We start from the raw sequence: 25,347 nt of genomic DNA, 5'->3' as shown, positions 1-25,347 counted from the left end.
CAAAAAATATTATATCAGCTATCAACTTTGGTTTTAAGAGAAGCTTTATTTTTTAGATTTATAATATGAGTTTAATAAACTTATCGTATTATAGGCTATCACTATAACTAATAGCCATTGTAACTGCTCTGTTGATAGTGCTGTGACAACATTGAAACCTATAAAAACTCCGATTATACCAAAAATTCCCACTATAAGGGCTTTTTTCAAGGGAATAGCATTATTCATAGTAAATGCAAAGGTTGTTATTGGTTGCTGAATAGCACCTGCTGCAGTCATAATAGGAAAGGCAACAAGAGGTGACATCCCCAATAAAAAGAGTATAGCTTGTACCAAAGCAAAAAGTCCCACACCAAAACATACCAAAAAACCCGCTACAAACATTCCAATAAAACCTACCACTAGTTTGATACCAGAAAGCTTCATCAAAGTACCGCCTATTGGTAAAAAATTTAGCAATTTACCAAGTAACAAAAATATAACTAAGATAAAAGCAAATATCATTATTAGCCTAATTGTTGCTGTGTTAATTTTTGAGGCAAAGACCCCACCTATAAAGCCTCCTAAGGTTGTCCCTAATACTAGTACAGTTAATGTTAGTATATCAACATGTAAAACGCCTAGGAAAAATATGGCTTCTATAGCTCCCGGTATTACTTGAGCACCATTAACAAAACCTGGAAGTTCAGCATCTTTTACAAGCTTAAAAGTTTTAGCTATTGCTATATTTACAGCAAAACTTCCAACCCCCACAGTATCTGCTAAAAATGCTGTAACCCCAGAACCTGCTAAGATAACACTCTCTTTAAGAGTTGGCGCAGATGAATTATTTTGTTTTATTATAAGCTTATACACCATATAGATAGTACAAAGAATAGAAAGCAAAATAATCAAAGAAATTATAAAGAAATACATAGTCTAACTCTAAAGACTTATAAAAGTATGCTAATGCTAATATTTTTTACAAAAATAAACAACTAGCTAAATAATTTTTGACATCTTTGAGTTTTGTTTTCTATTCCAAAGTTCATCTAATTTACTCATACGTAATTTACTTTGAGATTAGCTTATTATATCCAAAGGGTCAGATTTATAATAATGATCTTGGGGACTATAAGTCATATTATTAGTATTAGGTTTCTCACTAGCAAAAAAGTATGAAGAGATAAGGTTTCTCCTAATACTATTATTGTAATAATGTTCATACCGACTATTCTTAAAATGATTCTTAATAAGAGTTTCTATACCATCTATCTTACCTAAGTTATATACTTCATCAACACAAGTAGTAGGGTAACAATCTTTTACATGCATTGCCCCAACCAGTATAATAGCATCTTGTTTTTTACTTGTGAGATTACTTACTATTTTATTTGCTGCCACTGTGTTAAAGTTTTTTATTCTAAATGGGCTCTCACTATACTCAACAAAACAGTTAGTAATAAATTCTGCGTCATTTTGTAATTTTGACTTTAGTTTTGTCTTTAAATGAGAATTATTTAAAGACATATCAGAACTAGTCCGCCCACTCTTTAAACCTTTTAAGGCAATTTCCGACAAATCACTCCTTGTTAAAATATAGTCTGCTATTTCTACCATAGCAGTTCCAGATTCTAAACCCCTATAAACTTCTTTAACGTATTCAAGTTTACCTCCAAAGGATAATTCGTCTTCAAGGTATTCAACTTCAGCTCCTAATGTAAGTAAATGGTTTATTATTTCTTTCCCACTTTTACTAACTTCATCGAAACCCACTTCTTCTAGAAAAAAAATAGGTTTTTTTTCTTTAATATAAGACCTAAAATTTCGGTTCTTGACAATTTCAGGAAGAAATGATTTATTATGTATTTCACCTATTATTATTATATTTCTGTGCAAATAGATATTTTTTATTAAATCATAAAATGTAGCAAACATTTAAAATTTTAAATATATTTTTGTTTAAACATATTATAGCATATATAAAAATAAAATAATTGCTTTTTGTTTTTATATAATACAAAATTAATATATTGCTAATATATAACCACACTGTAAGTTCTTCATTGTTACTTTTTTTCAAAAAACTATGCCACATATACCATATCATGCAATCCGTCTTTAGTCGGAAAACTATAATCAAAAGATGGTCGGCATAAGTGAGTATTTTGAAAGTTTGGAGCTGGGATATCCCGGCATCTTTGCGCTAAAATCTCCATTCTGCTTTTTTTATGTGGACAGTTTAATATTCCTGTAGTTGTTTTTTTCACAGTGTGTATATTTGGATAAGAAAAATGATGCTTCCATAATATGGCTCTCGCATGTATTGGCCATGCATCTACAGCAATATCTTCAAAAGAATTGTCTAAAGCAGATATGACCACTAAGCAATGTCCAATAGGAGACAAGCTAACTATGAGACTTATTTTCACATTACTACTTAACATATCTTTACATAAACAGTAAGCTACCGCGTTGATATTATCACATGTTCCTGCCTGTGCCTTAAGGGCCCAAGCTGCAGATCGTAACGGGTGTAACTGATTATTGTCAATAGTTTTTCGTTTGTTAATGTCGTAAGTTTTATGATTACCATAGCTCCAAACTGCTCTTGAAGTAGTTGAACAATTATAAGGGTTATCATGGTAATGATTTTTCTGGTTAGAAGCTCCAAATAGCATCAATGATTTAGTTTTTCGAATTACCTCATCAACTATTTTCAGCATTTCCAGAGTTTTTGGAGAAATTTTATATACATTGGAATTATTTAACGTTTTATCCACCACGGCTGGGCTGTATGGATTATTTACAATATGAGAAAGATTCTTAGTTTCATGATCTTTGACGTAGTTTATTATATTTGGTTTATTCGTTGGTTTAGCCTCTACACCTGAACCATATGTGTCCTTTAAAATATGAGGTGAGTTGGTGATTTCATGACTTTTAACGTAGTCGATTCTTAGTATACGAAAGTTATAATCATATTTTATTAGTAGCTTCCCACAATTTTTGGTTACACAATTACAAAATACCTGATTTGTTGGTATATCTCTTGCATATAGATGGGATCCGATCACTGGTAAATTAACAGACATTAAAACATGGCATTTTACACATCTAATTACTGGAGCTTTAGGTAGTATTTTCATTATCCTCATATCAATTAACTAAAAAAACGGTCCTAATTAGAATATAGACTAGTTAAAATATAATACACAGTCAATTAATAATGATACCTAGCCTGAAAAATAATTAATGTCTAAGCAGTTACTGAACTGAATATTTTTTGCTTAGCCTTGCTATATTAAACGGCCATGTTGAGGTTATTTTTAACACAGTTAGAAACATATGATTTTAGTTTGCAACACTCCCCTAATTTAAGTTTTTGATGTGCAGGCAATAGCAGTGGCTATTGGCAAATATTAAAGGATTAAATTAGGTATGAAATACAAAGTTAGAAAGTAATAATATGTGTTGGAAGTGGTATTAGATGCTAAAAGTATTTATCATAAAAATATAAAATAAACTACTTACACAAAAAAATACAAACCCAACAATTATAGCATTGATAATATAATCCTTTCTTGACTGGAGCATGCCTTTTCTAAAGCTAAACTTATACAATATTCTTGCTACTGTGGCAGTAAACACTAGAGCTATTACTATAGCCAAAACACTTGATAGAACCATAATTAAACATCCACATACGTTATTCTTTGTTTAAACCATCTAGCTACTAGCTGAGGTATTGCTTCAGGATAATCCTGCCTTATTTGCTTAGCTAACCCAGATACCAACTGATAATTATCATAGAACTCGTTTATATCAAAAGTTCTAAACGTTGATATACCAGATTGTTCCTTACCCAAAATATCCCCCGCTCCACGTATTTCTAAATCTTTTTCTGCCAAATAAAAGCCATCTTGAGACTGGCGAATTAAAGATAGTCTCTTTTTACCAATTTCACTAATTTTATCACTATATAAAAGTATACAATAACTTTCTTTTGAACCCCTACCGACTCTACCTCTTAACTGATGTAGTTGTGAAATTCCAAGCCTTTCAGCATTGTCAATTATCATAATACTTGCATTAGGAACATCAACGCCAACTTCTATAACCGTTGTTGCAACCAAAACGTCGTATTTAGCCACTTTAAAATCGTTCATAACTTGAATTTTTTCTTTAGACTTCATACTACCAAATACTAACCCTACCTTACCATCTCCAAGCTCATTTGTAAGCTCTGTATACAATGTTTTTACATCTTGTAGAAAATCCATACTTTCAGATTCCTCGACAAGCGGACAAACCCAATAAACTTGCTCTTTTCTAGATATTGCTTGCTTTAATTTTGCTATTAAATCTAATTTTCGTGAACGATTAAGAACAGTAGTAACTATAGGTTTTCTATTTGGTGGCAACTCATCCAATATAGAAAGCTCAAGATTTCCATATAAAGTCATTGCTAAAGTTCTAGGAATAGGGGTTGCTGATATTATAAGCTGATGAGGAGCTGTTTTTTTTCCGTTAATACCTTTCTTGATCAATGCTAACCTTTGCTCAACTCCAAATCTATGTTGTTCATCTACAACTACTAGCCCAAGATTATTATACTCAACACGCTCTTGGAATATAGCATGAGTTCCAACTACAATACAATTTGATGAGTTTTTTATCCTATCTAAACTAGTTTTAGTTTGCTTTGCGGTTAATTTACCTAGCAGCGGTATAACCTCTATTCCAAAATCACTCAAATAATCTGCTAAAAACTTATAGTGTTGCTCTGCCAGAATTTCTGTTGGTGCCATAATCGCAGCTTGATATCCTGATATCGCAGCAGCATACAAAGCTACAGTTGCAACTATAGTTTTACCAGCTCCAACATCTCCTTGTAATAGCCTTATCATTGTATTTGCTTTTCCAATATCAACTAAAATTTGCTTGATCGCTTTGTCTTGAGCATTAGTTAAACCATATGGCAATTTATTATAGAACTTCTCTACATCACTATCCTTTAGAGTAAGCTTAGGAGATAAAGTTTTTGCAAGGTCTTTTTTTATATTTTCTTCGGCTAACTTATAAGCTAACATCTCCTCAAATTTAATAGAGTACCTTGCTTTTGATAAATAGCGTTCATCTACAGTATCTGTTAGAGCATGGAGATAATATAAAGCATCAGTAAGCTTCATCAAACTATATGATTTTAGATAGGTTTGTGGAATTAAATCTTTTATTTGACTATCTTGCAAAATTTTGGTGACTATATTAGCTATTACTCTATCTGGTACCTTTTTTAGCCCATAAATTGCAGATAGTTTCTGCTCAAGTAAACATTTACCATCTTTTATTACTGACCATTCTGGATGAATCATTTGGAAATTTTGTGATACATGTATTTTACCATAACACCTTACATACTCTGCGTTTTCTAGCATAGTGATTTGGTTTGGGTAAAATTTAAACAAAACCACAGAGCAAACACCAGTACCATCATTAATCAAAAAACGTAAAAATTTCCTTCCAGTTTTTTTATAAGTAACATTTGTTATTCTCCCTTCAATAACACTTTTTTTATCTACTACGAGATTTTTGATAGAAGTTATAAACCTAGTATCTTTGTAAGCTTTTGGGAAAAAAAATAATAAATCCTCTGGCTGGTACAAGCTATTTTTAGCCAAAGCCTTTATAGTAGCATCACCAACCCCTAAAAAATCTAGAAATTTCATCAAATTTTCTCTAATTAAATCCTTCTTTTGCTCAAACTTATTCTATCATTTTAAAAGCCCAAGAAACAAAGCATTTGCCAAATTACATAATTACTGTTAAATTAGCCCTACTAGCAATATTTTAGAACTGCATGAAAAATTATGAAAAAGTTATTTTTACCAATTTTTATTAGTTACTTCCTAGCTGGATGCGGACAAACAGGTCCTTTATATCTTCCTGAAGATCAACAAAAAGATAGCGATCAAACAACTAAAATAACATCTGGATCTACATTAGCTACTAAGCAAAATACCTCAAAAGTAGACGATGATCCAACTTCACCATCTAGAAATACAAACGCACCTACAAGCGAGCTTGTAGATAGTGGCGATAATTTTAATTACGATGCTAATATTCAAGACTCATCAGAAGCTGGTGGGACACCGTAATCAATAGGTTAAGTCACCTATTAGTAAGTTTTAATATAAAATTTCAGTTTACTTTTAAATTCAAACGTAATAAAATCTTGAAGATATATGTAAAAATAATAAAAAAATTTTGCCCAAGGAGAGTTTCTAAATGTCTAAAGTTTGTATTATTACAGGTAAAAAACCCATTACAGGAAATAACGTATCACACGCACAAAACAAAACTAAAAGAAGGTTTCTACCAAACCTTCATACACATAGATTTTGGGTAGAAAGCGAAAACAGATACATAAAATTAAGAGTTAGCTCTAAAGGTATGAGAATAATCGATAAAAAAGGTATTGATGTTGTTCTTAATGACTTAAGAACTCAAGGTCATAAAATCTAAATTCTAGAAAAGGAATTCAAACAATGAGAGAAAAAATAAGATTAGTTTCTTCTGAAAAAACAGGTCATTTTTATACTACTACTAAAAATAAGAAGAATATGCCAAACAAAATGGAGATTAAAAAGTTTGACCCAGTTGCTCGTAAACACGTAATTTATAAAGAAGCAAAGATCAAATAAGCCCATAACTAAAATTAAGGCCTTATAACCATGAAGCAAGCTTTTCATTTTAAAGGTGGCAACTATACCATAAGTGCTATCAATATCAACGTAACAGAGTTTACTCAAATTGAGAGCTTACTTAGTTCAAAGGTTGCCCAATCGAAATCTTTTTTCAAGAACACCCCTTTTGTAATCGACGTCTCTGAAATCGACCAAGATGATAAATGCAGTGTAGGTTTTTTGGAAAAGGTAATATCTTGTTTTAGGTCTAATGGTATGATCCCCGTAGGCTTTGTCGTTAACAATCAAGAGCTAAAGAGTAAACTAGCGAAAGCCGGGCATAACATTTTAAAAAACGGCAAGATCAAAGAAAATTCTTCTGAAGAGACTCCTCGCACAGCGGCTAAGATAATAACTTCTCCTGTGCGTACTGGGCAATCAATCACTGCTCGTGATGCTGATGTAATAGTGACAGCTAACGTGAACAATGGTGCTGAAATTATTGCCGATGGCAGTGTCATTGTATACGGAAGGATCGGAGGAAGAGTCCTTGCTGGTAGTTCAGGCAATAAAGAGGCAAAAATTATTTGTAAAGATCTAAAAGCAGAACTTGTTTCAATAGCTGGTAAGTATGTAACTCTTAACAATGAGAGTATCTCAGTTGATGAAAAAAGTACTGATGGGTATATCGTTTATCTAAAAGATGATAAAATACACATAGAAGGTTTTTAAAAATTAAATTTATAAGAGGTTATAGCCAAAATGGGTGAGAAAAAACAAGGCAAAGTATTTGTAGTTACCTCTGGTAAAGGTGGTGTTGGTAAAACAACCTCAAGTGCTGCCATTGCATATGCTTTTGCCAAAAGAGGGCTAAAAACTGTAGTCATAGACTTTGATGTTGGACTTAGAAATCTTGATCTAATAATGGGTTGTGAAAGAAGAGTAGTATATGATCTAATAAACATAGTAAAAGAAGAAGCTACAATTAATCAAGCTATTATCAAAGACAAACGTATCGAAAACTTATATATAATACCAGCATCACAAACTAGGGATAAAGATGCCCTAACAGAAGATGGCGTTGACAGAATTGTAGAAGAACTAAAAAATTCTTTTGATATCGTTTTATGTGACTCTCCTGCTGGCATTGAAAAAGGCTCTTTGATGGCTATGAGATGTGCTGATGCAGCAATCATAGTCACCAACCCTGAAGTATCTTCAGTAAGGGATTCTGACAGAATACTCGGCATGCTTTCAAGTAAAACTTTGAAAGCTCAAAGGGAAGGCGAATTCAAAGAAATATACTTATTACTTAATAGATACGACGCTACTAGAGCAAAAGCTGGAGCGATGCTAAAAGCTGAGGATGTAAGCGAAATCCTATATACTCCTATTACTGGCATAATTCCAGAATCAAAGGACATATTAGAAGCTTCAAACAGCGGGCACCCTATCACCCATTTTGCAGACTCTGTAGCTGCTAAAGCGTATTTTGATGCGGTAGATAGAATGCTAGGTAAAGATGTTCCTATGAGGCATACTGAGCATAAAGTCGGTTTCTTTAAAAAACTAATAGGTAAGTCATAATTATGTTTGAAAAGCTTTTCGGACCAAAGAAAAAACAAAATAGTGCTTCTTTAGCAAAAGAAAGATTACAGATTATAGTAGCGCATCAAAGAAATGAACTGCAACCTAGAACTTCAAGGATTAGTAGTCATTTGCTTGCTGAATTAAAAGACGAAATAATCGAAGTAGTTAAAAAATATATTGCTCTTTCAGAAGAAAATATTAGGGATATAGATTTAAAGGTAGAAGATAACAGCAAAAACTCAACGATCGAAGTTAATATACCTTTCAACTAGATAGATACCTACTAATAAATGAGCAATATTAGTTTTAATCAAGTTTCTTTTTATAGAGGAGCTTCTTGTATATACGATAATGTTACCTTTGCCATTCCATCTAAAAAAATTACTACTATCCTTGGTCCATCTGGTGCTGGCAAGACCACCATCCTGCAACTAATCGCAGGACTTATCAAGCCTGATTATGGAAATATTTGTATAGATAATATTCATGTAAATAAGAAGACCACCGAAAAACAACTTGCAATACTGCGCAAAAGGATGGGGTTTTTATTTCAATCAGGTGCCCTTTTTACTCACCTTAATGTTTATGACAATATAGCCTTTCCATTAAGAAAGAATACTGACCTAGATGAAAAACTAATAAAGAATGTTGTGTTATTAAAATTACAAGCTGTTGGACTTGCTCATACTGTAGAGATGATGCCTAGTGAGCTTTCTGGTGGCATGGCTCGTAGAATTGCATTAGCTCGCTCTATTGCTTTAGATCCTAGTATTATGCTGTATGATGAACCATTTACAGGACAAGACCCAGCTTCTTTTAACAAACTACTTGAGTTAATATCTACACTTAATAAAACTCTAAAAATGACTTCTATAATTGTTTCTCACGATATACAAGAATCTCTCAGCATTTCGGATCACATAGTTATAGTAGCAAATAAAAAAATCTTAGCTAGCGACTCACCTGAAAATATAAAAAACAGTATAAATAAAGATATAAAAGCTTTTTTAGCGGGCGAGCCTCTTAAAAATATGGAACAAAACCAGCAAAATTTAGATGAAGATTTTTTTATCAAAGAAATTTTGAGGACTTAGTATGTATATTTTTAGCAAAATCTATGAGTTAACAATTTCTTTTATATACAGCAGTCTAAAATCCTTACGGTTAATCATAAATACTCTAAGTAGCAAGTTTAGTATCAAAGACTGCATAATTCAAATAAAAGCTGTTGGCATTAATTCTCTAATAATTATAGTAACTTCTGGTGTCTTTATAGGATTAGTTTTAAGCCTACAAGGCTACTATACCTTAGCCAAATTCGGAGCTCATTCTCTATTAGGTACACTGGTAGCTCTAAGTGTACTACGTGAACTCGGACCAGTGGTTACAGCTATGCTATTTGCAGGTAGAGCCTGTAGTTCAATAACTTCAGAAATAGGTCTCATGAAAGCTACTGACCAAATTAATAGTTTAAAAATGATGAATGTAAGCCCTATTAGTTTTATTCTTTCAACTAGATTTTGGGCATGTATGATAGGTGTTCCTATACTAACTTTGATTTTTTGTTCAGTATCAATTATAGCATCATATATGCTAGCAGAATCTGGTCTAGGAATAGGTTATGGTGAATTCTGGAGCAATATACAGTCTTCTGTGAATCTTTCTGATATATCCAATGGTTTAGTTAAAAGTCTAGTTTTTGCTTTTGTAGTAGCTTGGATAGCGTTATACCAAGGATATTATTGTGTCCCTAACTCAAATGGTATCGCTATGGCGACAACTAAAACAGTAGTATACTGCTGTATGAGTGTTTTAGGAGCTGACCTTATTTTAACATCAATCATGTTTGGGGGAGCCTAATGAGGAATAAATATTTTGAAACTTCTGTAGGTATTTTTATTATTTTAGGGGTTTTATGCTTAGTTTTTTTAATTTTTAAAGTAAGTGGTAGCTCTTTTAAATCTTTTAATACTAACCACTACTCTATTCAAGCACAATTTAAAAATGTAGGTTCATTACGAGTAAATGCAGCTGTAAAAATAGCAGGCGTAGAGATCGGTCAAGTAACAAAAATATCTCTTGAGAAAACATATAATGGCTTTATGGCTTTAGTCACTATGTCTATTAATGATAATGAGAAAATACCAGCAAACTATTCAGCAGCTATAGCCATGTCTGGCATTCTTGGTGATAATTATATTGCACTTAGTCCGCCTAAAGAAGATATTATGGCAATAGCAGACCTAACTGATAACTCATTGCCGACTGAAGATCAATACCTACATCAAGATAGTGTGATTCCATTAGAAAATACTGAATCTGCTATTGATTTAGGGTCATTAATTAATACTTTCGTTGCTAATAAAAATACAGAAGATAGTAAATAATATGAACGTTACGTTGTATTCTCAATCATATACAGCAGCGTTTGGATATTTATCTAGGTTGGTTATGAACTCCTTTGTGATAAATGCACCAATTTATGTTGGAATTGGTATTACTTATAAAATATAAGAAATTATTTTTCAAAAAGACCTTGACTAAAGTAAAAAAGAGCTTATAATATCCCACATGTAGCTAGCGATAGCAACTAAAGTCTTATGTCCCGTTCGTCTAGAGGCCTAGGACACCGCCCTTTCACGGCGGCAACAGGGGTTCGAATCCCCTACGGGATGCCAAGTTTAAATTTATTTTATCACCTCATAAAAAACTGTTTTACATTTTATAAAGGTAGTAATTTAACGATTTCTTATATATTTTTCTAAAGATATTTACTTTTTTTGTCTAATTGCTATCATTAGGTTTTGTTATTTAGTGAAATTAGGAAACTTAAATGAAAGTAGTGACAGCTGAGTATATATGGATTGATGGTGCAAATCCTGTTACTGGACTTCGTTCAAAGTCTAGAATATTACCACATAAAGAAAATATCAAAATAACAGATTTCCCGGAGTGGAGCTTTGATGGATCTTCTACAAACCAAGCTACAGGTGACAATTCAGATTGTATACTTAGACCTGTCAATTTTGTTATAGACCCGTTAAGAGATAATGGTTATTTAGTGTTGTGTGAAGTTTATAACCCTGACAATGAAACACCTCATAAAACTAACCACAGAGCAAAGTTAAAAGAGGTCTTAGAAAGTCTAAAAGAGCATGACATGTGGGCGGGTTTTGAACAAGAGTATACTATGTTTGTTGATGGTAGACCACTTGAGTGGCCAGTAGTAGGTTTTCCAGGTCCTCAAGGGCCATATTATTGTGGTGTAGGTGCTGATAAAGTGTTTGGCAGAGAATTAGTTGAAAGACACTTAAAAGAGTGTATAAAAGCAGGTATCTTAATATATGGTATTAATGCTGAGGTTATGCCTAGCCAATGGGAGTTCCAGATAGGTTACAGAGGTATTGATAGTGAAGATGCTGGAATATTAAACGTTGCTGACCATACTCATATTGCCAGATGGCTACTAATAAGATTAGGTGAAGAGTATGGCATCACAATCTCTTTTGATAATAAACCTATCAAAGGTGATTGGAATGGTGCTGGTATGCATACTAATTTCTCTACTAAAGCAACTAGAGATCCAAACCTGGGCAAACAAGAAATCCAAAGAATAGTTAAAAACTTAGAAAAAAATCATAAAAAAGATATCTTAAATTACGGTTTTAACTTACACGAAAGATTAACTGGTTTACATGAAACTTGTGATATAAATACATTCAAAGTTGGTGATGCTGATAGAGGTAGTTCAATTAGAATTCCAAAACCAGTTGCTTTAAAAGGGTATGGTTACTTTGAAGATAGAAGACCAGGTGCAAATGCAGATCCATATATAGTGGCTTTAGCTCTAGCTGCTGCTACTGAAGCGTAACTTCTTTTGACTCTAAAAATAACTAGCTTTACAATAAATAAAATTTGATAGAGTTCTCAAATTTTATTCTTCTTTTTTGTAAAATATAGTTAATCAGTTATAATATTGTTACAGTTAAGAACAGTAAAAAATATAGCTAGCTTGTTTATTTTATGCGATCTAATACCAATTCCAACATAAATTGGTGCATTTATCACAAAGGAGTTTATGACTAATTTAAGTTTTTAATGTGCAGGCAAGGGACTGTTGCAAGCTGATAATTAACATTAATCTAATATCTACCAAAGTTTTTAGGATAAAGGAACAAAAGTGAAAATTAAAACTAAAATGAATGTGGGTTACTCTGCAGGTCAAGATCACTACAAAAATATTTTCCATGTTATTTGTAACGATAATGAGTGTGTTACAAAATCAGGGATTTTAGGAGTTCTAGACGATTTCGGTATAGCTAGGGATGATGTGCGTATAAAAACGTTAATTGAAAAACTAGATAAATTCTCACGTACAGAAAATATTGACTTTGAAACTTTTAAAGATGTAACTTCGGGCAGTATAAACCTTATAGAAAAGGCGATTAGTAAAAGTTTTGTGATTCCAGATTTCATAGCTTTCAAAACTGAAATTCAGAATATTTTTGAAGAGACTAAGAAAAATACCTCTGGAAAGGTCGCGAACTATATTCCACAATTAGCTCGTGTTGATCCTGAGTTATTTGCAGTAGCTTTTTGTAGTGTAGATGGTCAGATGATTACCTTAGGCGATTATACCCACCCGTATTGTGTCCAGTCTACAGCAAAAGCTATAACCTACTGTATCGCTACAGAGTTAAATGGCGAAGATAAAGTTCATGAGCATGTTGGTAGAGAGCCAAGTGGAGTTACGTTTAATGCTATAGCTTTGAATAAATATAATCTTCCACATAATCCCATGATTAATTCTGGAGCTATCATGACTTGTTCATTAATCAAACCAGAGTGGAATATAGCAGATAGGTTTGAGTATATTACTAAAGTCTGGAAAGATTTGTCTGGTGGAGAGCCTGTAGGTTTTGATAATGCAACCTACCACTCAGAGAAAGAAACAGCAGATAGAAACTATGCCTTAGCTCACTATATGAAAGAGGTGGGAGCTTTTCCTCCTAAAACTGATATACATACATCATTAGACTTTTATTTTCAGACATGTTCTATCGAGGTTAATGCTAAAAAAATGGCAAAAATCATGTCTACTATAGCAAACGGTGGGATATGTCCATTTACCAACAAAAAGATTTTCTCACCCACAACTATTAGAAACTGTTTATCAATGATGTACTCTTGTGGAATGTATGATTTTTCTGGTGAATTTGCCTTTTCCGTGGGATTACCAGCTAAATCAGGGGTATCTGGAGCCTTGGTGATTGCTATTCCTAATGTAGGTGGGTTTGCAATATTTTCCCCTCGGTTAGACCCCAATCATAACTCAGTTAGAGGTGTTGAATTTAGCAGAAGACTAGTAAATAGATTTAGCTTTCATAACTATGATCATATCGATAGGAATGACAAAATAAACCCCATAGAAAATCGTATGTTAGCAGAATCAAGCTTAGTTTTTGAGTTGATTTGGGCTGCAAGTACAGGAGATCTCTCTGAAGTTAAAAGAGCCGTTGCCTTAGGGGTGGATATTAATAAAGGTGATTATGATAAAAGGACAGCACTACATTTAGCAGCAGCTGAAGACCATGAAAATATTGTAAAATATTTAGTCAGTAAAGGTGCTGATATCACAGCAACAGATAGGTGGGGTAAAATGCCTCTAGATGACGCAAAGATAAATAATAATGAAGGTATTATAAACTTGCTAACTAGTAGTTAGCTGACTAGACTAAAAACTATTTCATTAAGTTTAAGATTGATATTTCCTTTTTTTGCTCCTTTTATACATAAATCTGTATCTAAGCATTTTTGTAAACAAGATAATATAGTTTCAGAACTAATTCTATTGGCTAAACTTGTATAATATTTTTGCTTAGATGACCAAATATTATTATCCTTAAAAATCTTTTGATGATAAACATTCTGTGTTGATTTTAACTGAGAGATGACTCGCAGCTCTCTTTTTAAAGTCCAAAGTATAAGAGGAGGTTTATCGTTCTCAGTAAGAATACTATTTAATATTGTTAAAGCTTTTGACTTTTGTTGACTTAAAATAGTGTCTGATAAATCAAAGACATCAAAACTAGTATGCTCATGTAAAAAAGGTCTTAAAGTTTTATCATCAAAATTTTGAGTGCTTTGGCGTGAAAGAAGCTTTATTATCTGCTTAGCAGCTATTAGATTTCCTTCAGTTTTTTGAGCTAGTAACTGAACTGCTTCGCTCGTTAAAGTTAAACCTGAGTGCTGTAACTCATGATTTATTATAGTTATAGCATTAGTTATATCCGGCTGGTGTATATGTATATGAAGAGCATTTTGGGCTAAACTTTGAAACCATTTACTTGATAAATTTTGTTTCTTAAGCCCACTAAAAACTAATAAATAGACATTATCACTAGGTTTTAAAAGGTTTTCAATAAGAGCTTGTTGCAAAGACTTTTGAGGAGCTTTTTCAAAACTGAACTGTATAAACTTATCTACGCTAAATAGACTAAGGCTATCAGCTTCTTGATAGAGAGTATCATAGTTTTGCTCACTTAAATCATGCCTAACTATTTCAAAATTTTTGTCTTTAAACTCAGTTGTGATTTTTTCAATAATATTATAACGCTGTAAAGGCTCATCTCCTGTAATTATAAAAAGTTTGTATTTTGCCAAGTCTGTCATTTTTATAAAGTCAAAATAGCTTAATTCCATAAATTACAAATATTTAAATATGTTTATTTCACTAGTTAGTTTATTATATTAATAAAGCATTACCAACAAAAAGATATTATGAAAGCAAAGCTATTAATAGTTGTAGGATTTTTTTCTTTATTAGTGGGATGTGTGACAAAGCCTGCTGACGTTCAACCAGTAGATAATTTTCAAGCAAATAAATATTTGGGAAAATGGTATGAGATAGCTCGCTTTGACAATAGCTTTGAGAAAGGAATGACTAACGTGTACGCTGAATATAGCTTAAATCCTGATGGTACAATAAAAGTTATAAATAGTGGTGTAGATCCTAAAAGCGGTAAAAGAAGTTATGCAAAAGGGATAGCTAAGTTTGTTGAGAAAGAAAACATTGCATACTTGAAAGTATCTTTCTTTAGACCCTTTTATGGCGCTTATGTAGTATTTAACTTAGATAAGGATTATAAGTATGCTTATGTTGCAGGAGCAAATAAAGATTATCTATGGTTATTATCTCGTACCCCGACAGTTTCTGAGAATATCAAAAAAGATTTTATTACCAAATCAAAAGCCTTAGGTTTTGATACAGAGAAGCTTATTTGGGTTAAACAATAAGCTTCATATTTACTAATTATTTTAAAAAACCCTTTTTACTTATAATTTATAGTATACATACAGTTGTTTATACAATTTTTATCAAATAGAATAAAATCTATTAAAAAATCTAATCTGAGATTTAAATCATGCAAAATGTTTCTAAGATCAATAAATTCGATCTTGGGTGGCTAGTAGTTAGTTTTGGTATGGCAATAGGTGCTGGTATAGTGCTAGTTCCTGTGAGTATTGGGGTAGTTGGTTTTGTGGTTTTTGCTATTTCTATATTGATAGCGTACCCAGGGATTTATTTATTCCAAAAGCTATATATATGTACTTTATTTGCCTCAGATAAACCTAAAATTTATAAAGATGTTGTGGGAGAGCTTTTAGGAAAAAACTGGTCTATTTTTCTAGGTATTCTGTATTTTTTAATGATGTTAATATGGACAGTAATATATGCAGAAGTTGTTGCTAAGTCTCTGGCTGCATATTTGTATTTATTTAATATTACTAATAATCCTCATCTTGAGCAGAACATTTTATATAGCGCCATTTTGATGGTAGTTTTAATTTTTGCTGGAATGAAAAGTCAAAGAATTCTAATAAGAGTGTCAACTATTTTTGTAGTAGTTTTAATTGTAGCAATTATCGTAGTTTCTTTATCTTTAATCCTACTATGGACAACAGTAAATATCATGACACTACCTAATAATAGCTATGAGCTAGTTACTAAAACTATTATTATGCTACCATTTTCTCTAACATCTATTCTTTTTATTCAATCACTAAGTCCAATGGTATTAGGTTATCGATTACGTTACCCTAACTTTGATAATAGTTTAGTGCTTAAAAAGTGTTTACGCACTATGAAATTAGCATTTGTTCTTCTGGTTATATTTATAGGATTTTATGTATTATCATTTTCTTTTGTTATACCTAAACAATTTGCTTTAGAGGCATCAGCTAAAAACCAGTCAGCATTTTTACTATTAGAACAGCATGGCATGTCAAACATAGTTTTATATGTCTGCGGTATAGTAATTAGTATATGTGCTATTTTAACTTCTTTTTTAAGTATTTTAGCTGGCATGGCAGAATCTTTAAAAGGGGTATTAAGAATGAGTCTTAACCAACCAAGAATAACCGAAAAAATAAGTCCTAAAGTTATAGATATAATCGTTATTTTAATAATCTTTTTTTTAACTTGGTTATCTATAGTGTTTGACGCTCCAGTTTATACACTTGTACCGTTGTCTGGCCCAATATTTGGTATTTTAGGTTGTTTAGCACCAGCGTATATGGTTTTCAAAGTTCCAGCTCTTAAAATATATAGAACAAAGAGTATTTATTTTGTTATTTTTGTTGGGATTATCTTAGTGATATCACCGTTGTTAACTTCGGCTTTTTCTTAGAGTTTATCAAGGTATATGCTTGTAAACCTAGTTTTCTTATACTGAGAATACAATCTAAGAAACATACAAATTTATTTGGTAAAATAATTTTATAAATACATTGAGGTTGTTTTAAATTTAGCCTAAAATACCTTTTAAATATATATTTTCATTATTTAACTGGAGTGATATGAATGTGGGATGAAGAAAAAAATAAATTGATTGAAAAAGCTGTCGACAACTTTGTTAACGGTAGGAAAGTGGACTTATCTAACAGCAATCTAACTGAAAAGGATGTTATAATCTTAGTTGAGAAGATTCGAAATCCATCAGTAAAAAAAAATAAAGATATTAAATTTCCTATATATTCCCTTAATCTTAATGGTAATCACGAAATTGGTGATCAATCAGTAAAGCATTTATCTAAACTAGAACCTCTACAAAATCTTTACCTTTCAAACTGTGGTATTACTGATCAAGGTGTAGAGCATATAGCTAACAAACTAACAAATTTGGTAGTATTAAACCTTTCTAAAAATAATATTAGTGGAAATGGTATAGGAGCTATTGCCAATAAACTACACAAATTAGAATCTTTAGATATTTCAGAGAATGCATTTGGGTGGCTAGGAGTCAAAGCTCTTTCTAAATTTAAAAAATTAAATTTACAAACTTTGAACATTTCTAATGATGAGTTACTTAAAGAGGAACTCCAGAATCTAATAGATGTGTCTTATGGGAACGTGTTTCTTGATCTCATCGAATGTCTACCTAAAAAATTAATATCCTTAAATATAGCAGGCTATCAGCAATTAGATGATAGGATCGCATATGCTATAACAAAGAAGTATAAACAAGCAAAATATGAAACTCAACTACGAAGCTTAAAAAGTCTAAATCTTTCCGGCTGTAGTATTAGTGATCAAGGAGTAAAGATTCTAATTGCACACCTATGGTTATTAAGCTCATTAAACCTTTCAAATTGTAAGAACATTACTGACCTAAGTTTAGACTATATTGCAAAGGGGAGCACACACCCAGAACATTTAAATCCCACACGATTAAATTTTTCCAACTGTAATCAAATTACTTCAAAAGGAATAGAATATCTTAACAAATGTAACGATCCTTTAAAGTATCTAAACCTTTCAGGTTTTAAAGAAATTCCTCTTATTAGCCTTTCAAAACTAAAATCGTTACAATCATTAGACCTTTCAGGCAGCAATATCTCTTTTCTTATTGCAAAAGCGCTTATTACAGATATACCTAGTTTGAAATATTTAGGAATTTCAAACTGTAAAAATATTACTCCCAAAGATTTAGAAAAACTTCAAATTAACTTTCAAGAAAGAAAAATAAAAATAAAAGGTTCAGAATCACCTTATCAAGATTATCCAACCTCTAGGTTTAATATAAATTACTACTATTTGCCAGATTCTGAATAGAGATGCAACAAGATTTATAATGGGGCTGTTTGCAAGCTGGAATTAAAAGTTTTCATGTAGTCGGCTATATGAAAAAATATAAGCAATCAAGTTATGAAGAGTTATACCAATTCCAACATAAATTGGTGCATTTATCACAAAGGAGTTTATGACTAATTTAAGTCTTTGATGTGCAGGCAATAGCAGTGGCTATTGGCAAATATTAAAGGATTAAATATACGTATGAAATACAAAGTTAGAAAGTAATAATATGTGTTGGAATTGGTGTTAGTTAAAAACGAAAGTTTATTATCAAAAGGCTTTAATTCATGATTTTAGATAGACCATAAATGACAAACCCTTATTGCTCATTAGCAGCTATAGTCTTCATTGATAGTGCGTGTAGCTCCCCAGATAATATATATTCATTAATTTTTGAATATACTAATTGCTGTCTTTTTACCTTGCTTTTAATATCGTTAAATTCTTCGGCAACTATAGTTGCTGTAAAATGTACATTATCATCACTTTGGACATCAGCTGTACAATTTTTTAGAGATTCTTCTAGAATTTCTTTTAGTTGTTCTTTTGTCATTTCTTTCTCCGTTTTCTAAACTCAAGTATAGTTGGAATTTATAGATATCCTCTATAATTTATAATTCTAGCTAGAGTATTGCTCTAAAATACTTTCTATGCCATAAACTTTAGATAGTGAAATAGTATCTTTACTAAGGTTTTTAAGCTGCAATTTTATACTATTGTTTTTGGCATATTTTATATACTCAATTATAAGTGCTAATCCAGCACTATCAATTTTGTTACAGTTTGAAAAATCAATAATCCAGGAACCTTTCAGTCTTTCTAAGTGCTTAGCGTATTTTTTAACTACGCTAGGCACATTTACCATAGTTAGCTCTGTATCAATAGACCAAATATTATCAGTTATCTTTATCATTCTATGTTCTGAAGTTTATAATTATCATCTAAAAGTTTAGGGTAGTTTTTCTTTTTAATATTGGTAGTAACTCTTTCAGCCGCTTTGGTCATTTCTGGAACCGTTGCGTAAGGAGCAAATTGCTCTTGGTATGCTTTTAAGATACTTACTCCAGCAACATCAAAATCATAAATATGCCATTTACCATCTTTTTGGAACATTTTTACAGCAAAGTCAGAACTTTGGTTATTATCAATATTTGTTATTTTACCGTTTACTACAACTATAGCTTTTTTTTGCCAACTACTATCATCTTTATTGAAGGGGAATAAACTTATTTTATATTTGCCAGCATACGCAACGTTTTTAGCATACATAAATGTCAGCATTTCAGTAGCAGAATGGATGAAATCTTTTTGTTCTTCAGGGGTTGCTTTTTTCCATTTTGCAGTGCCAACTACAAGTTGAGCTACAACTTTTGGTGCAACGATAGGAATAATTTCTTTATCTACTAACCCTAAAAGTTTATAAGGGTCTTGTTTATATTCAGCAGCGTTTTTGATTAGCTTATCTTGAGTTTTGACTATAGTATTGTTTAACATATCTACAGGATTTTCTATAGCAGCCCATGCACTTGACATTGTTATGGCTAATAAAGCCATTAAAATCATAAATTTGCGTAACATAATTTAAGTTTTCTAACCTTTTCACTTAGTTGATAAATTCTAATATAAAAAATTAACTTTTTAAAGATAGTATTTTATAGGATCGTTGCAAGTTGGATTTAAACAAATGAGCTTGTTTTAATTAGAACAGTATAGTCACGTAAATCTACTCTTATCAAAAACTCCTATCTCTTATTAAATATAATACATATCAAATTATATTTTCTCCTTGTATATTTTGATACATATTATTACCCTCTTTAAAAATCGAAACTTACCGTCATGAATTATGAGATAAACAACTTAATTGAGACTCTTTCTTTTGCATCCTCTATTTGTAACAGCAATAGAAAAAAGCTTCTTTTACAGAATTTGGTTAATATCTGTAAGAAGTATAAAAGTGTTATGAATATGTCAGATATATTTACTGTTCTAGAATTACTAATAATTATCTCGTCTATTAATCGTCATTTTACTTGGTATCGAGATAATAATACTCATATGTTAAGCGCTCTGTCTAAAAGAATTAATACCAATAGTAGTCTTAAAAATCTTTTAGAAATACCTGAAAACACAAATGTTTCTCCAGAACTGTTAAAAATTTTATTTTTAAATATATGGGAAACTTTTAAAGATGGTAATAGAAACCTAAGCTTAGACCAAGTTTATCAAAAACTGCAACAACATGTAGAGGCTTTAATTGAACATATAAATAAAAAACAACACGATAAAAAACTAGAAGCAGCCGGAACTATAGTAAACGCGATAAAAAAATATCTACAAAAACCATTAGACAAGAGAGTAAAAATAGAATTCAATGATTACATAAACCAAGTAGAAATATCTTCTACGGGAGTAGATCCATCTTGGACCAATCATATAGGGAAAAACAGGCTTGCGCAATATCAAAAAACTTCTAGAGAAGAAGCTGAAAAATTAATAAATCAAGTAAGAAAAGGAGGTTTTAATCCAGGCCTACAAAGTTTACAAAAAACAAAACATTATCGTGCTGGTAACTGTGGAGACCAAGCAGTTGCTATGGCTCATATGTTAAACAGGAGAAAAAATAAAGGAGTCGCGCATCCAGTAGGTTTAATAAATGAAGATCATGCATTTGTTTTATATGATACAACTGGAATAAGCCTACAAGAAAATGGCGTTTTCAATTTTATACCAGGAACAGTTTATGTGATAGACCCCTGGAAAGGAACTTCATTTCCATTTACAAAAGGGGATATCCACCCAATGAACCTAATTACTCAAACTGGCCAACTTAAAAAAATAATTTTTAATGTTCCAAAAGGCAACCCCAACATAGACTTTGCATAACATTTTAGGTGCCATGAGCCTATAATAGTTTTATTTCACCACCAAAAGAGCTACATACATAACTTTAAAGCTTCACCTAACCTTGAGACCACCTTATTTTTACCAAGCAACTTTAAAGTAATACCAATATCAGGAGACTGGCCGGAACCAGTCACAGCAACTCTTACAGGCATACCAACTTTACCCATACCACATTCACATTCTTCTGCTGTTGAGCTTATTATAGAGTGTAATATAGCTTCCTCTTGCCAGTCTTGGTCAGATAATGCTTCAAATTTAGTCAAGGCAACTTTCAAAATATCACCTGTAATCGCTTTAAAGTGCTTTTTGAGTGCATTTTCATCATAAGCTATATCTTGCGTATAGAAGTAACTAGACTTTTCAGCAAGTTCTTTAAGAGTATCAACTTTTTCTGCCATAACAGCTAGTAAATCTCTTAAATCAGGGCCATTAGAAAGATTCAATCCTGCTTTGGTGAAGTGATATTCTACCTCAGCCTGAATGTCCTCAAATTTTGATTCTTTGATGTAGTGCTTATTTAACCATTTTAACTTCTCAAAATCAAAACGTGACGGTGAAGCACTAATGTGTTCAAGATTAAAACTGTCAATCATTTCAGGGATTGAAAATATTTCTTGATCGCCATTTGACCAACCTAACCTTACAAGATAGTTAAGCATAGCTTGTGGTAAATAGCCATCCTCACGATACTGCATAATATTTACAGCACCATGACGTTTGGAAAGCTTTGTTCCATCTGGGCCTAGTATCATCGGCACATGCGCAAATATTGGCACCTTAGCTTGTAATGCTTGGTAAATGTTAATCTGCTTAGGAGTATTATTCACATGGTCATCACCACGTATAACATGAGTAATCTGCATATCCATATCATCAACAACTACACAAAAATTATACGTTGGCGAGCCATCAGCTCTTTGGATAATCATATCATCAAGCTCTTGGTTAGCTATTGAAATTTTACCCTTTACAGCATCATCCCAACTTACTACACCTTGTTCTGGGTTTTTAAATCTTACAACAAAGCTTTCACCATGATTAGGAATATAGTTAGCGTTTCTACATTTTCCATCGTAACCAGTTTTTAGATTATTTGCTTGCTGATTCTCTCTTAACTTTTCCAATCTCTCTTTAGAGCAATTGCAATAATAAGCTTTACCCTGATTTATAAGTTCACCTATAACTTGATGATATCGATCAAAGCGTCTTGTTTGATAATACACTTGATCATCATTTTTTAAACCCAACCAGCTCATACCATCTAAAATAGCGTCTACTGCTTCTTGGGTAGATCTTTCTAAATCTGTATCCTCAATTCTTAATAAAAATTTACCATTGTTTCTTTTAGCATATAGCCAGCTAAATAGCGCTGTTCTAACACCACCTACATGTAAGAAACCTGTCGGACTTGGTGCAAATCTTGTGACTGTCATATTATAACTAATGTAAATAAAAGATTACTGCTAGATTAAACCAGTTTCATAAATGTTTCAAGGTTAAAGATGATCTAGCCAGCCACCAAAAATCCTATTTTAGAAATTTTTAATAACGTCAGTTTCGAACAGTGTTTTCAATGTAAATAATGGATTTAGATATAAAAGTTCAACATCGCTATCTCTAGAGGTCAAAATTTTTGTACTTTTAACATCGTTATTTACAGTTCTAGTTTGAGATTTTATTTCTTTAGCGAAAGCTTCTATAAATAAGTTGGGTGATAAAGCTAAAGTATTAGCGTCACGCTGAATTTTGGTTATTACTATTGCAAGATTGTCAGGTAATATTTCATTATTAACCCTTTTCCCTGCGTAACCAAAAGATATTTTTCTATTTCTGACTTTATTTCCGTATTCATTTATGACAGCTTGTATTAACTGTTGATTAATCTTAACATTTTGTTCTTTATCTGAACTACCCCAAACTCTTACATCGCCGCCGTTACGGCTGTTATACGTTATGCTTAATATCTTTCCATTTGGTAATAATAATACTTTTACTGACTTCCGATAGAACATACTTTTGGTGCATTTTAGCTCAACAGGTTTGTTAGGTCTGGATAAATCCCAAATTTGGATGATAATTTCTAATATCTCTATCTTTAAAGTTACGATTCTTTCATCTGGTAATACCCCAACTAAATCACAAGTAAATTTATCTATTCCAACTCTATTTCTATTATCTACTAACACGATAGGATTGGAGTTATTTATAGACTTGTATACATCCCAAACCAGTATAGTAACTCGGTCTCTTCCCTCTACTCTGTTTATTCTGTCTACTAATTTACCTATTATTTTTCCACTTGATAGTACATGTATTTTGTCAAAGGACAAGCCTAAATGTCGATCTCTACTTAACACAATAGGGTTTTTTAAACTTATAGGCTCATCTAGCTTCACAATCCCTATACTGCCACCCAATGCTTGGAATACTATTGTTCTATTTGATACTACCTTCAATCCCGAAATAAGTTGGTCTTGACATTTAAACACGGTAGGATTTGTTGGGCTTATAGGCTTATCTAAATCCCAAACTCGTATAATATCAGAATAATAGTCTACCACTCTTCCATCTGGTAATGTCACCATTAGTAAACCACTGTAGGCTTTTAAATTCCTTAGCTCAATACAATTTATAGGCTTACCTAAACTCCAAATTCGCATATTAACATAGTGGCTAAGTGCACCAAAGTCGGGGGCACCATTATTCACTCTATCACCCAAAGTTTGACTTACTATTTTACCATTTGGCAATATTTTTAATGCTAGAATATTATGCTGGTGACTTAATACAATAGGGTTAGTGCCATAACCTCTGGGGCTGTTTAAATCCCAAACCCGTATAGTTTTATCATTCGAGGTGCTTACTATTTTTCCATCCCCCAATACATTTAGTGCTGAAACCTTATCTTGATGCCCCTCTAATAAGATAGGGTTGGTATTATCTATAGACTTCTTTAAATCCCAAACTTGGATATTCCGCGCTAGCACATCATTATTATTTTGTGGTTGCCATGCACTTGCTATTTTTCCATCTGGTAATATTATAGTTATATGTTCATGGGCATTTTTTAACACCAGAGGATTGTCATCAGATAGAGGCCTATCTAAATTCAAAACTAATTTGTATGGTTCAGACCGTGTGTTGAGTAATATCTTTCCATCTGGTAGTATATCTAATTTCATAATAAAAATACCTTGGAACGTTTTCAAGATAGGATTTTCAAGACTTTTAGGTTTGTCTAAATCCCAAACTCGTATAGTATCAGAATGATAGTCTACCACCCTTCCATCTGGCAATATCAAGATATTGCTGTCCATATCTTGTGAATTAGAAGAACCTAGTATATTGCAGTTTTGGTAATTTATTGGTAGTAGCGGTAGAGGTGGTAACTTTCGATATTTTGATTTATTTGTCCTTCTAAATTTCTCATAACTTGAACTATCCAAATAATCACATATCATACTTAGTAATGCTCTTGATATTAATATTTTTTCTCCGTTACTGACTTTTAAACCTGCTCCTGACTTTTCATCTGAAGAAGGTAAATTTAGATATGTTGATTTATTTGTTCCTCTAAATCTCTCATAACTTGAACGATCCAAATATTCACCTATCAAGCCTAGTAATTTTTTTGTTGTAAATACTTTCTCTTTGTTACTAACTTTTAAACCTGCTTTTGAGGTTTCATAATTATTGAATATAAGCTGACTTTTGCTTAAACGCCGAGCGTACAAAGCGTATAGCAACTTAAGCTCATCTCTTATATTCTCATGTATTTCCGCCAAATCAGGAGCACTTTTTTCTTTACTATTTACTACATAAGCTATTGCATTTAAAAGTTGGCGTGATTTATTGTAACTTGCTGTAGGCTTAGTAGTCAGCTTTTTATAGTCATTTTCTAGAGAAAACAGAGGTTCTATAGCTTTTTTATTTAGAGGTTGTAAATCATTTTGCAACAGTTTTGTTACAACTACTGATAAGGTTTTATACCAATACACATCAAACTCATGGTCAGTCATAAAATTTCCAATTCTATATATCCCAATATTT

25 protein-coding genes and 1 tRNA gene are annotated in these 25,347 nt (G+C 32.0%); 16 read left to right on the top strand and 10 right to left on the bottom strand.

Translation table 11 applies throughout. From position 1 onward, the window contains the following. Positions 1–45: 45 nt before the first annotated feature. The 4 genes from E4K63_RS01035 to E4K63_RS01015 form a co-directional block, all read right to left on the bottom strand. Complete coding sequence (locus E4K63_RS01035) at positions 46–915, bottom strand: sulfite exporter TauE/SafE family protein (RefSeq protein WP_209451669.1); 870 nt, start codon at positions 913–915, stop codon at positions 46–48. Positions 916–1,062: 147 nt separating this feature from the next. Continuing rightward, complete coding sequence (locus E4K63_RS01030; protein ID WP_133941453.1) at positions 1,063–1,917, bottom strand: hypothetical protein; 855 nt, start codon at positions 1,915–1,917, stop codon at positions 1,063–1,065. A gap of 149 nt (positions 1,918–2,066) precedes the next feature. Beyond that, entirely contained in the window at positions 2,067–3,128 is a 1,062-nt protein-coding gene (locus tag E4K63_RS01025) for a hypothetical protein (protein ID WP_133941450.1), read from the bottom strand. A gap of 543 nt (positions 3,129–3,671) precedes the next feature. Beyond that, a complete protein-coding gene (locus tag E4K63_RS01015) occupies positions 3,672–5,708 on the bottom strand; it encodes an ATP-dependent DNA helicase RecG (protein ID WP_133941446.1) in 2,037 nt (678 codons plus the stop codon). Between the two features lie 141 nt (positions 5,709–5,849). Here E4K63_RS01015 and lptM point away from each other — a divergent pair, with 141 nt between their 5' ends. From lptM to glsA, 12 genes are all read left to right on the top strand, one after another. Further along, on the top strand, positions 5,850–6,137 hold the full coding sequence (gene lptM / locus E4K63_RS08355) for an LPS translocon maturation chaperone LptM (RefSeq protein WP_133941444.1): 288 nt from the start codon (positions 5,850–5,852) through the stop codon (positions 6,135–6,137). Positions 6,138–6,267: 130 nt separating this feature from the next. Continuing rightward, positions 6,268–6,504, top strand: a complete 237-nt coding sequence (gene rpmB, locus E4K63_RS01005; RefSeq protein WP_035720917.1) for a 50S ribosomal protein L28 — start codon at positions 6,268–6,270, stop codon at positions 6,502–6,504. A 23-nt stretch (positions 6,505–6,527) separates the two neighbouring features. Continuing rightward, a complete protein-coding gene (gene rpmG / locus E4K63_RS01000) occupies positions 6,528–6,683 on the top strand; it encodes a 50S ribosomal protein L33 (protein ID WP_035720914.1) in 156 nt (51 codons plus the stop codon). A 30-nt stretch (positions 6,684–6,713) separates the two neighbouring features. Further along, entirely contained in the window at positions 6,714–7,397 is a 684-nt protein-coding gene (gene minC, locus E4K63_RS00995) for a septum site-determining protein MinC (protein ID WP_133941442.1), read from the top strand. A 30-nt stretch (positions 7,398–7,427) separates the two neighbouring features. Beyond that, positions 7,428–8,252, top strand: a complete 825-nt coding sequence (gene minD, locus E4K63_RS00990; protein WP_133941440.1) for a septum site-determining protein MinD — start codon at positions 7,428–7,430, stop codon at positions 8,250–8,252. A 2-nt stretch (positions 8,253–8,254) separates the two neighbouring features. Further along, the gene (gene minE / locus E4K63_RS00985; protein WP_035720907.1) at positions 8,255–8,527 is read left to right on the top strand and encodes a cell division topological specificity factor MinE; all 273 of its coding nucleotides are present in this window, start codon (positions 8,255–8,257) and stop codon (positions 8,525–8,527) included. An 18-nt stretch (positions 8,528–8,545) separates the two neighbouring features. Continuing rightward, positions 8,546–9,349: an ABC transporter ATP-binding protein gene (locus E4K63_RS00980; RefSeq protein ID WP_133941438.1), complete on the top strand. Its 804-nt coding sequence runs from the start codon at positions 8,546–8,548 to the stop codon at positions 9,347–9,349. A 1-nt stretch (position 9,350) separates the two neighbouring features. Beyond that, complete coding sequence (locus E4K63_RS00975; RefSeq protein WP_133941437.1) at positions 9,351–10,115, top strand: MlaE family lipid ABC transporter permease subunit; 765 nt, start codon at positions 9,351–9,353, stop codon at positions 10,113–10,115. After that, positions 10,115–10,642 (top strand): outer membrane lipid asymmetry maintenance protein MlaD, encoded by a 528-nt coding sequence (mlaD, locus tag E4K63_RS00970; RefSeq protein ID WP_133941435.1) that lies wholly within the window; start codon positions 10,115–10,117, stop codon positions 10,640–10,642. The genes E4K63_RS00975 and mlaD overlap by 1 nt, the downstream gene beginning before the upstream one ends. Positions 10,643–10,857: 215 nt before the next feature. Beyond that, positions 10,858–10,933 (top strand) — tRNA-Glu (locus tag E4K63_RS00965). Positions 10,934–11,088: 155 nt separating this feature from the next. Then, a complete protein-coding gene (locus E4K63_RS00960) occupies positions 11,089–12,126 on the top strand; it encodes a glutamine synthetase beta-grasp domain-containing protein (RefSeq protein WP_133941433.1) in 1,038 nt (345 codons plus the stop codon). A 327-nt stretch (positions 12,127–12,453) separates the two neighbouring features. Further along, complete coding sequence (gene glsA, locus E4K63_RS00955) at positions 12,454–13,980, top strand: glutaminase A (RefSeq protein ID WP_133941520.1); 1,527 nt, start codon at positions 12,454–12,456, stop codon at positions 13,978–13,980. On the opposite strand, the gene holA is transcribed toward glsA, so the two are convergent. Continuing rightward, the gene (holA, locus tag E4K63_RS00950; protein WP_133941431.1) at positions 13,977–14,957 is read right to left on the bottom strand and encodes a DNA polymerase III subunit delta; all 981 of its coding nucleotides are present in this window, start codon (positions 14,955–14,957) and stop codon (positions 13,977–13,979) included. The genes glsA and holA overlap by 4 nt on opposite strands. Positions 14,958–15,035: 78 nt before the next feature. On the opposite strand from holA, the gene E4K63_RS00945 reads away from it, so the two are divergent. From E4K63_RS00945 to E4K63_RS00935, 3 genes are all read left to right on the top strand, one after another. Continuing rightward, on the top strand, positions 15,036–15,551 hold the full coding sequence (locus E4K63_RS00945; protein ID WP_133941429.1) for a lipocalin family protein: 516 nt from the start codon (positions 15,036–15,038) through the stop codon (positions 15,549–15,551). Positions 15,552–15,679: 128 nt separating this feature from the next. After that, the gene (locus E4K63_RS00940; RefSeq protein ID WP_133941427.1) at positions 15,680–16,945 is read left to right on the top strand and encodes an amino acid permease; all 1,266 of its coding nucleotides are present in this window, start codon (positions 15,680–15,682) and stop codon (positions 16,943–16,945) included. Between the two features lie 173 nt (positions 16,946–17,118). Further along, positions 17,119–18,369, top strand: a complete 1,251-nt coding sequence (locus tag E4K63_RS00935; RefSeq protein ID WP_133941425.1) for a leucine-rich repeat domain-containing protein — start codon at positions 17,119–17,121, stop codon at positions 18,367–18,369. Between the two features lie 340 nt (positions 18,370–18,709). Here E4K63_RS00935 and E4K63_RS00930 read toward each other — a convergent pair whose 3' ends face one another. From E4K63_RS00930 to E4K63_RS00920, 3 genes are all read right to left on the bottom strand, one after another. Beyond that, the gene (locus E4K63_RS00930; protein ID WP_133941423.1) at positions 18,710–18,943 is read right to left on the bottom strand and encodes a BolA family protein; all 234 of its coding nucleotides are present in this window, start codon (positions 18,941–18,943) and stop codon (positions 18,710–18,712) included. Between the two features lie 66 nt (positions 18,944–19,009). Next, a complete protein-coding gene (locus E4K63_RS00925; protein WP_133941421.1) occupies positions 19,010–19,303 on the bottom strand; it encodes an STAS domain-containing protein in 294 nt (97 codons plus the stop codon). Then, positions 19,300–19,968 (bottom strand): MlaC/ttg2D family ABC transporter substrate-binding protein, encoded by a 669-nt coding sequence (locus tag E4K63_RS00920; protein WP_133941419.1) that lies wholly within the window; start codon positions 19,966–19,968, stop codon positions 19,300–19,302. Before E4K63_RS00920 ends, E4K63_RS00925 begins: the two co-directional genes overlap by 4 nt. A 390-nt stretch (positions 19,969–20,358) precedes the next feature. On the opposite strand from E4K63_RS00920, the gene E4K63_RS00915 reads away from it, so the two are divergent. Further along, positions 20,359–21,276, top strand: coding sequence for a hypothetical protein (locus tag E4K63_RS00915; RefSeq protein WP_133941417.1), 918 nt, complete (start codon positions 20,359–20,361; stop codon positions 21,274–21,276). A 50-nt stretch (positions 21,277–21,326) separates the two neighbouring features. On the opposite strand, the gene gltX is transcribed toward E4K63_RS00915, so the two are convergent. Both gltX and E4K63_RS00905 read right to left on the bottom strand, forming a co-directional pair. Next, positions 21,327–22,730, bottom strand: a complete 1,404-nt coding sequence (gene gltX, locus E4K63_RS00910; RefSeq protein ID WP_133941415.1) for a glutamate--tRNA ligase — start codon at positions 22,728–22,730, stop codon at positions 21,327–21,329. A gap of 99 nt (positions 22,731–22,829) precedes the next feature. Further along, a complete protein-coding gene (locus tag E4K63_RS00905; protein ID WP_133941413.1) occupies positions 22,830–25,316 on the bottom strand; it encodes a WD40 repeat domain-containing protein in 2,487 nt (828 codons plus the stop codon). Between the last annotated feature and the right edge of the window lie 31 nt (positions 25,317–25,347).

Source organism: Allofrancisella inopinata (assembly GCF_012222965.1).
GTDB lineage: Bacteria > Pseudomonadota > Gammaproteobacteria > Francisellales > Francisellaceae > Francisella > Francisella inopinata.
The sequence above is the reverse complement of the archived record's forward strand: the minus strand, read 5'-3'. Positions and strand labels throughout refer to the sequence as shown.

What these genes read in the sequence shown, in the direction of transcription:
- E4K63_RS01035 (WP_209451669.1), bottom strand. Translation starts at nt 915, where the DNA reads ATGTATTTCTTTATAATTTCTTTGATTATTTTGCTTTCTATTCTTTGT.
- E4K63_RS01030 (WP_133941453.1), bottom strand. Translation starts at nt 1,917, where the DNA reads ATGTTTGCTACATTTTATGATTTAATAAAAAATATCTATTTGCACAGA.
- E4K63_RS01025 (WP_133941450.1), bottom strand. Translation starts at nt 3,128, where the DNA reads ATGAAAATACTACCTAAAGCTCCAGTAATTAGATGTGTAAAATGCCAT.
- E4K63_RS01015 (WP_133941446.1), bottom strand. Translation starts at nt 5,708, where the DNA reads ATGAAATTTCTAGATTTTTTAGGGGTTGGTGATGCTACTATAAAGGCT.
- lptM (WP_133941444.1), top strand. Translation starts at nt 5,850, where the DNA reads ATGAAAAAGTTATTTTTACCAATTTTTATTAGTTACTTCCTAGCTGGA.
- rpmB (WP_035720917.1), top strand. Translation starts at nt 6,268, where the DNA reads ATGTCTAAAGTTTGTATTATTACAGGTAAAAAACCCATTACAGGAAAT.
- rpmG (WP_035720914.1), top strand. Translation starts at nt 6,528, where the DNA reads ATGAGAGAAAAAATAAGATTAGTTTCTTCTGAAAAAACAGGTCATTTT.
- minC (WP_133941442.1), top strand. Translation starts at nt 6,714, where the DNA reads ATGAAGCAAGCTTTTCATTTTAAAGGTGGCAACTATACCATAAGTGCT.
- minD (WP_133941440.1), top strand. Translation starts at nt 7,428, where the DNA reads ATGGGTGAGAAAAAACAAGGCAAAGTATTTGTAGTTACCTCTGGTAAA.
- minE (WP_035720907.1), top strand. Translation starts at nt 8,255, where the DNA reads ATGTTTGAAAAGCTTTTCGGACCAAAGAAAAAACAAAATAGTGCTTCT.
- E4K63_RS00980 (WP_133941438.1), top strand. Translation starts at nt 8,546, where the DNA reads ATGAGCAATATTAGTTTTAATCAAGTTTCTTTTTATAGAGGAGCTTCT.
- E4K63_RS00975 (WP_133941437.1), top strand. Translation starts at nt 9,351, where the DNA reads ATGTATATTTTTAGCAAAATCTATGAGTTAACAATTTCTTTTATATAC.
- mlaD (WP_133941435.1), top strand. Translation starts at nt 10,115, where the DNA reads ATGAGGAATAAATATTTTGAAACTTCTGTAGGTATTTTTATTATTTTA.
- E4K63_RS00960 (WP_133941433.1), top strand. Translation starts at nt 11,089, where the DNA reads ATGAAAGTAGTGACAGCTGAGTATATATGGATTGATGGTGCAAATCCT.
- glsA (WP_133941520.1), top strand. Translation starts at nt 12,454, where the DNA reads ATGAATGTGGGTTACTCTGCAGGTCAAGATCACTACAAAAATATTTTC.
- holA (WP_133941431.1), bottom strand. Translation starts at nt 14,957, where the DNA reads ATGGAATTAAGCTATTTTGACTTTATAAAAATGACAGACTTGGCAAAA.
- E4K63_RS00945 (WP_133941429.1), top strand. Translation starts at nt 15,036, where the DNA reads ATGAAAGCAAAGCTATTAATAGTTGTAGGATTTTTTTCTTTATTAGTG.
- E4K63_RS00940 (WP_133941427.1), top strand. Translation starts at nt 15,680, where the DNA reads ATGCAAAATGTTTCTAAGATCAATAAATTCGATCTTGGGTGGCTAGTA.
- E4K63_RS00935 (WP_133941425.1), top strand. Translation starts at nt 17,119, where the DNA reads ATGTGGGATGAAGAAAAAAATAAATTGATTGAAAAAGCTGTCGACAAC.
- E4K63_RS00930 (WP_133941423.1), bottom strand. Translation starts at nt 18,943, where the DNA reads ATGACAAAAGAACAACTAAAAGAAATTCTAGAAGAATCTCTAAAAAAT.
- E4K63_RS00925 (WP_133941421.1), bottom strand. Translation starts at nt 19,303, where the DNA reads ATGATAAAGATAACTGATAATATTTGGTCTATTGATACAGAGCTAACT.
- E4K63_RS00920 (WP_133941419.1), bottom strand. Translation starts at nt 19,968, where the DNA reads ATGTTACGCAAATTTATGATTTTAATGGCTTTATTAGCCATAACAATG.
- E4K63_RS00915 (WP_133941417.1), top strand. Translation starts at nt 20,359, where the DNA reads ATGTCAGATATATTTACTGTTCTAGAATTACTAATAATTATCTCGTCT.
- gltX (WP_133941415.1), bottom strand. Translation starts at nt 22,730, where the DNA reads ATGACAGTCACAAGATTTGCACCAAGTCCGACAGGTTTCTTACATGTA.
- E4K63_RS00905 (WP_133941413.1), bottom strand. Translation starts at nt 25,316, where the DNA reads ATGACTGACCATGAGTTTGATGTGTATTGGTATAAAACCTTATCAGTA.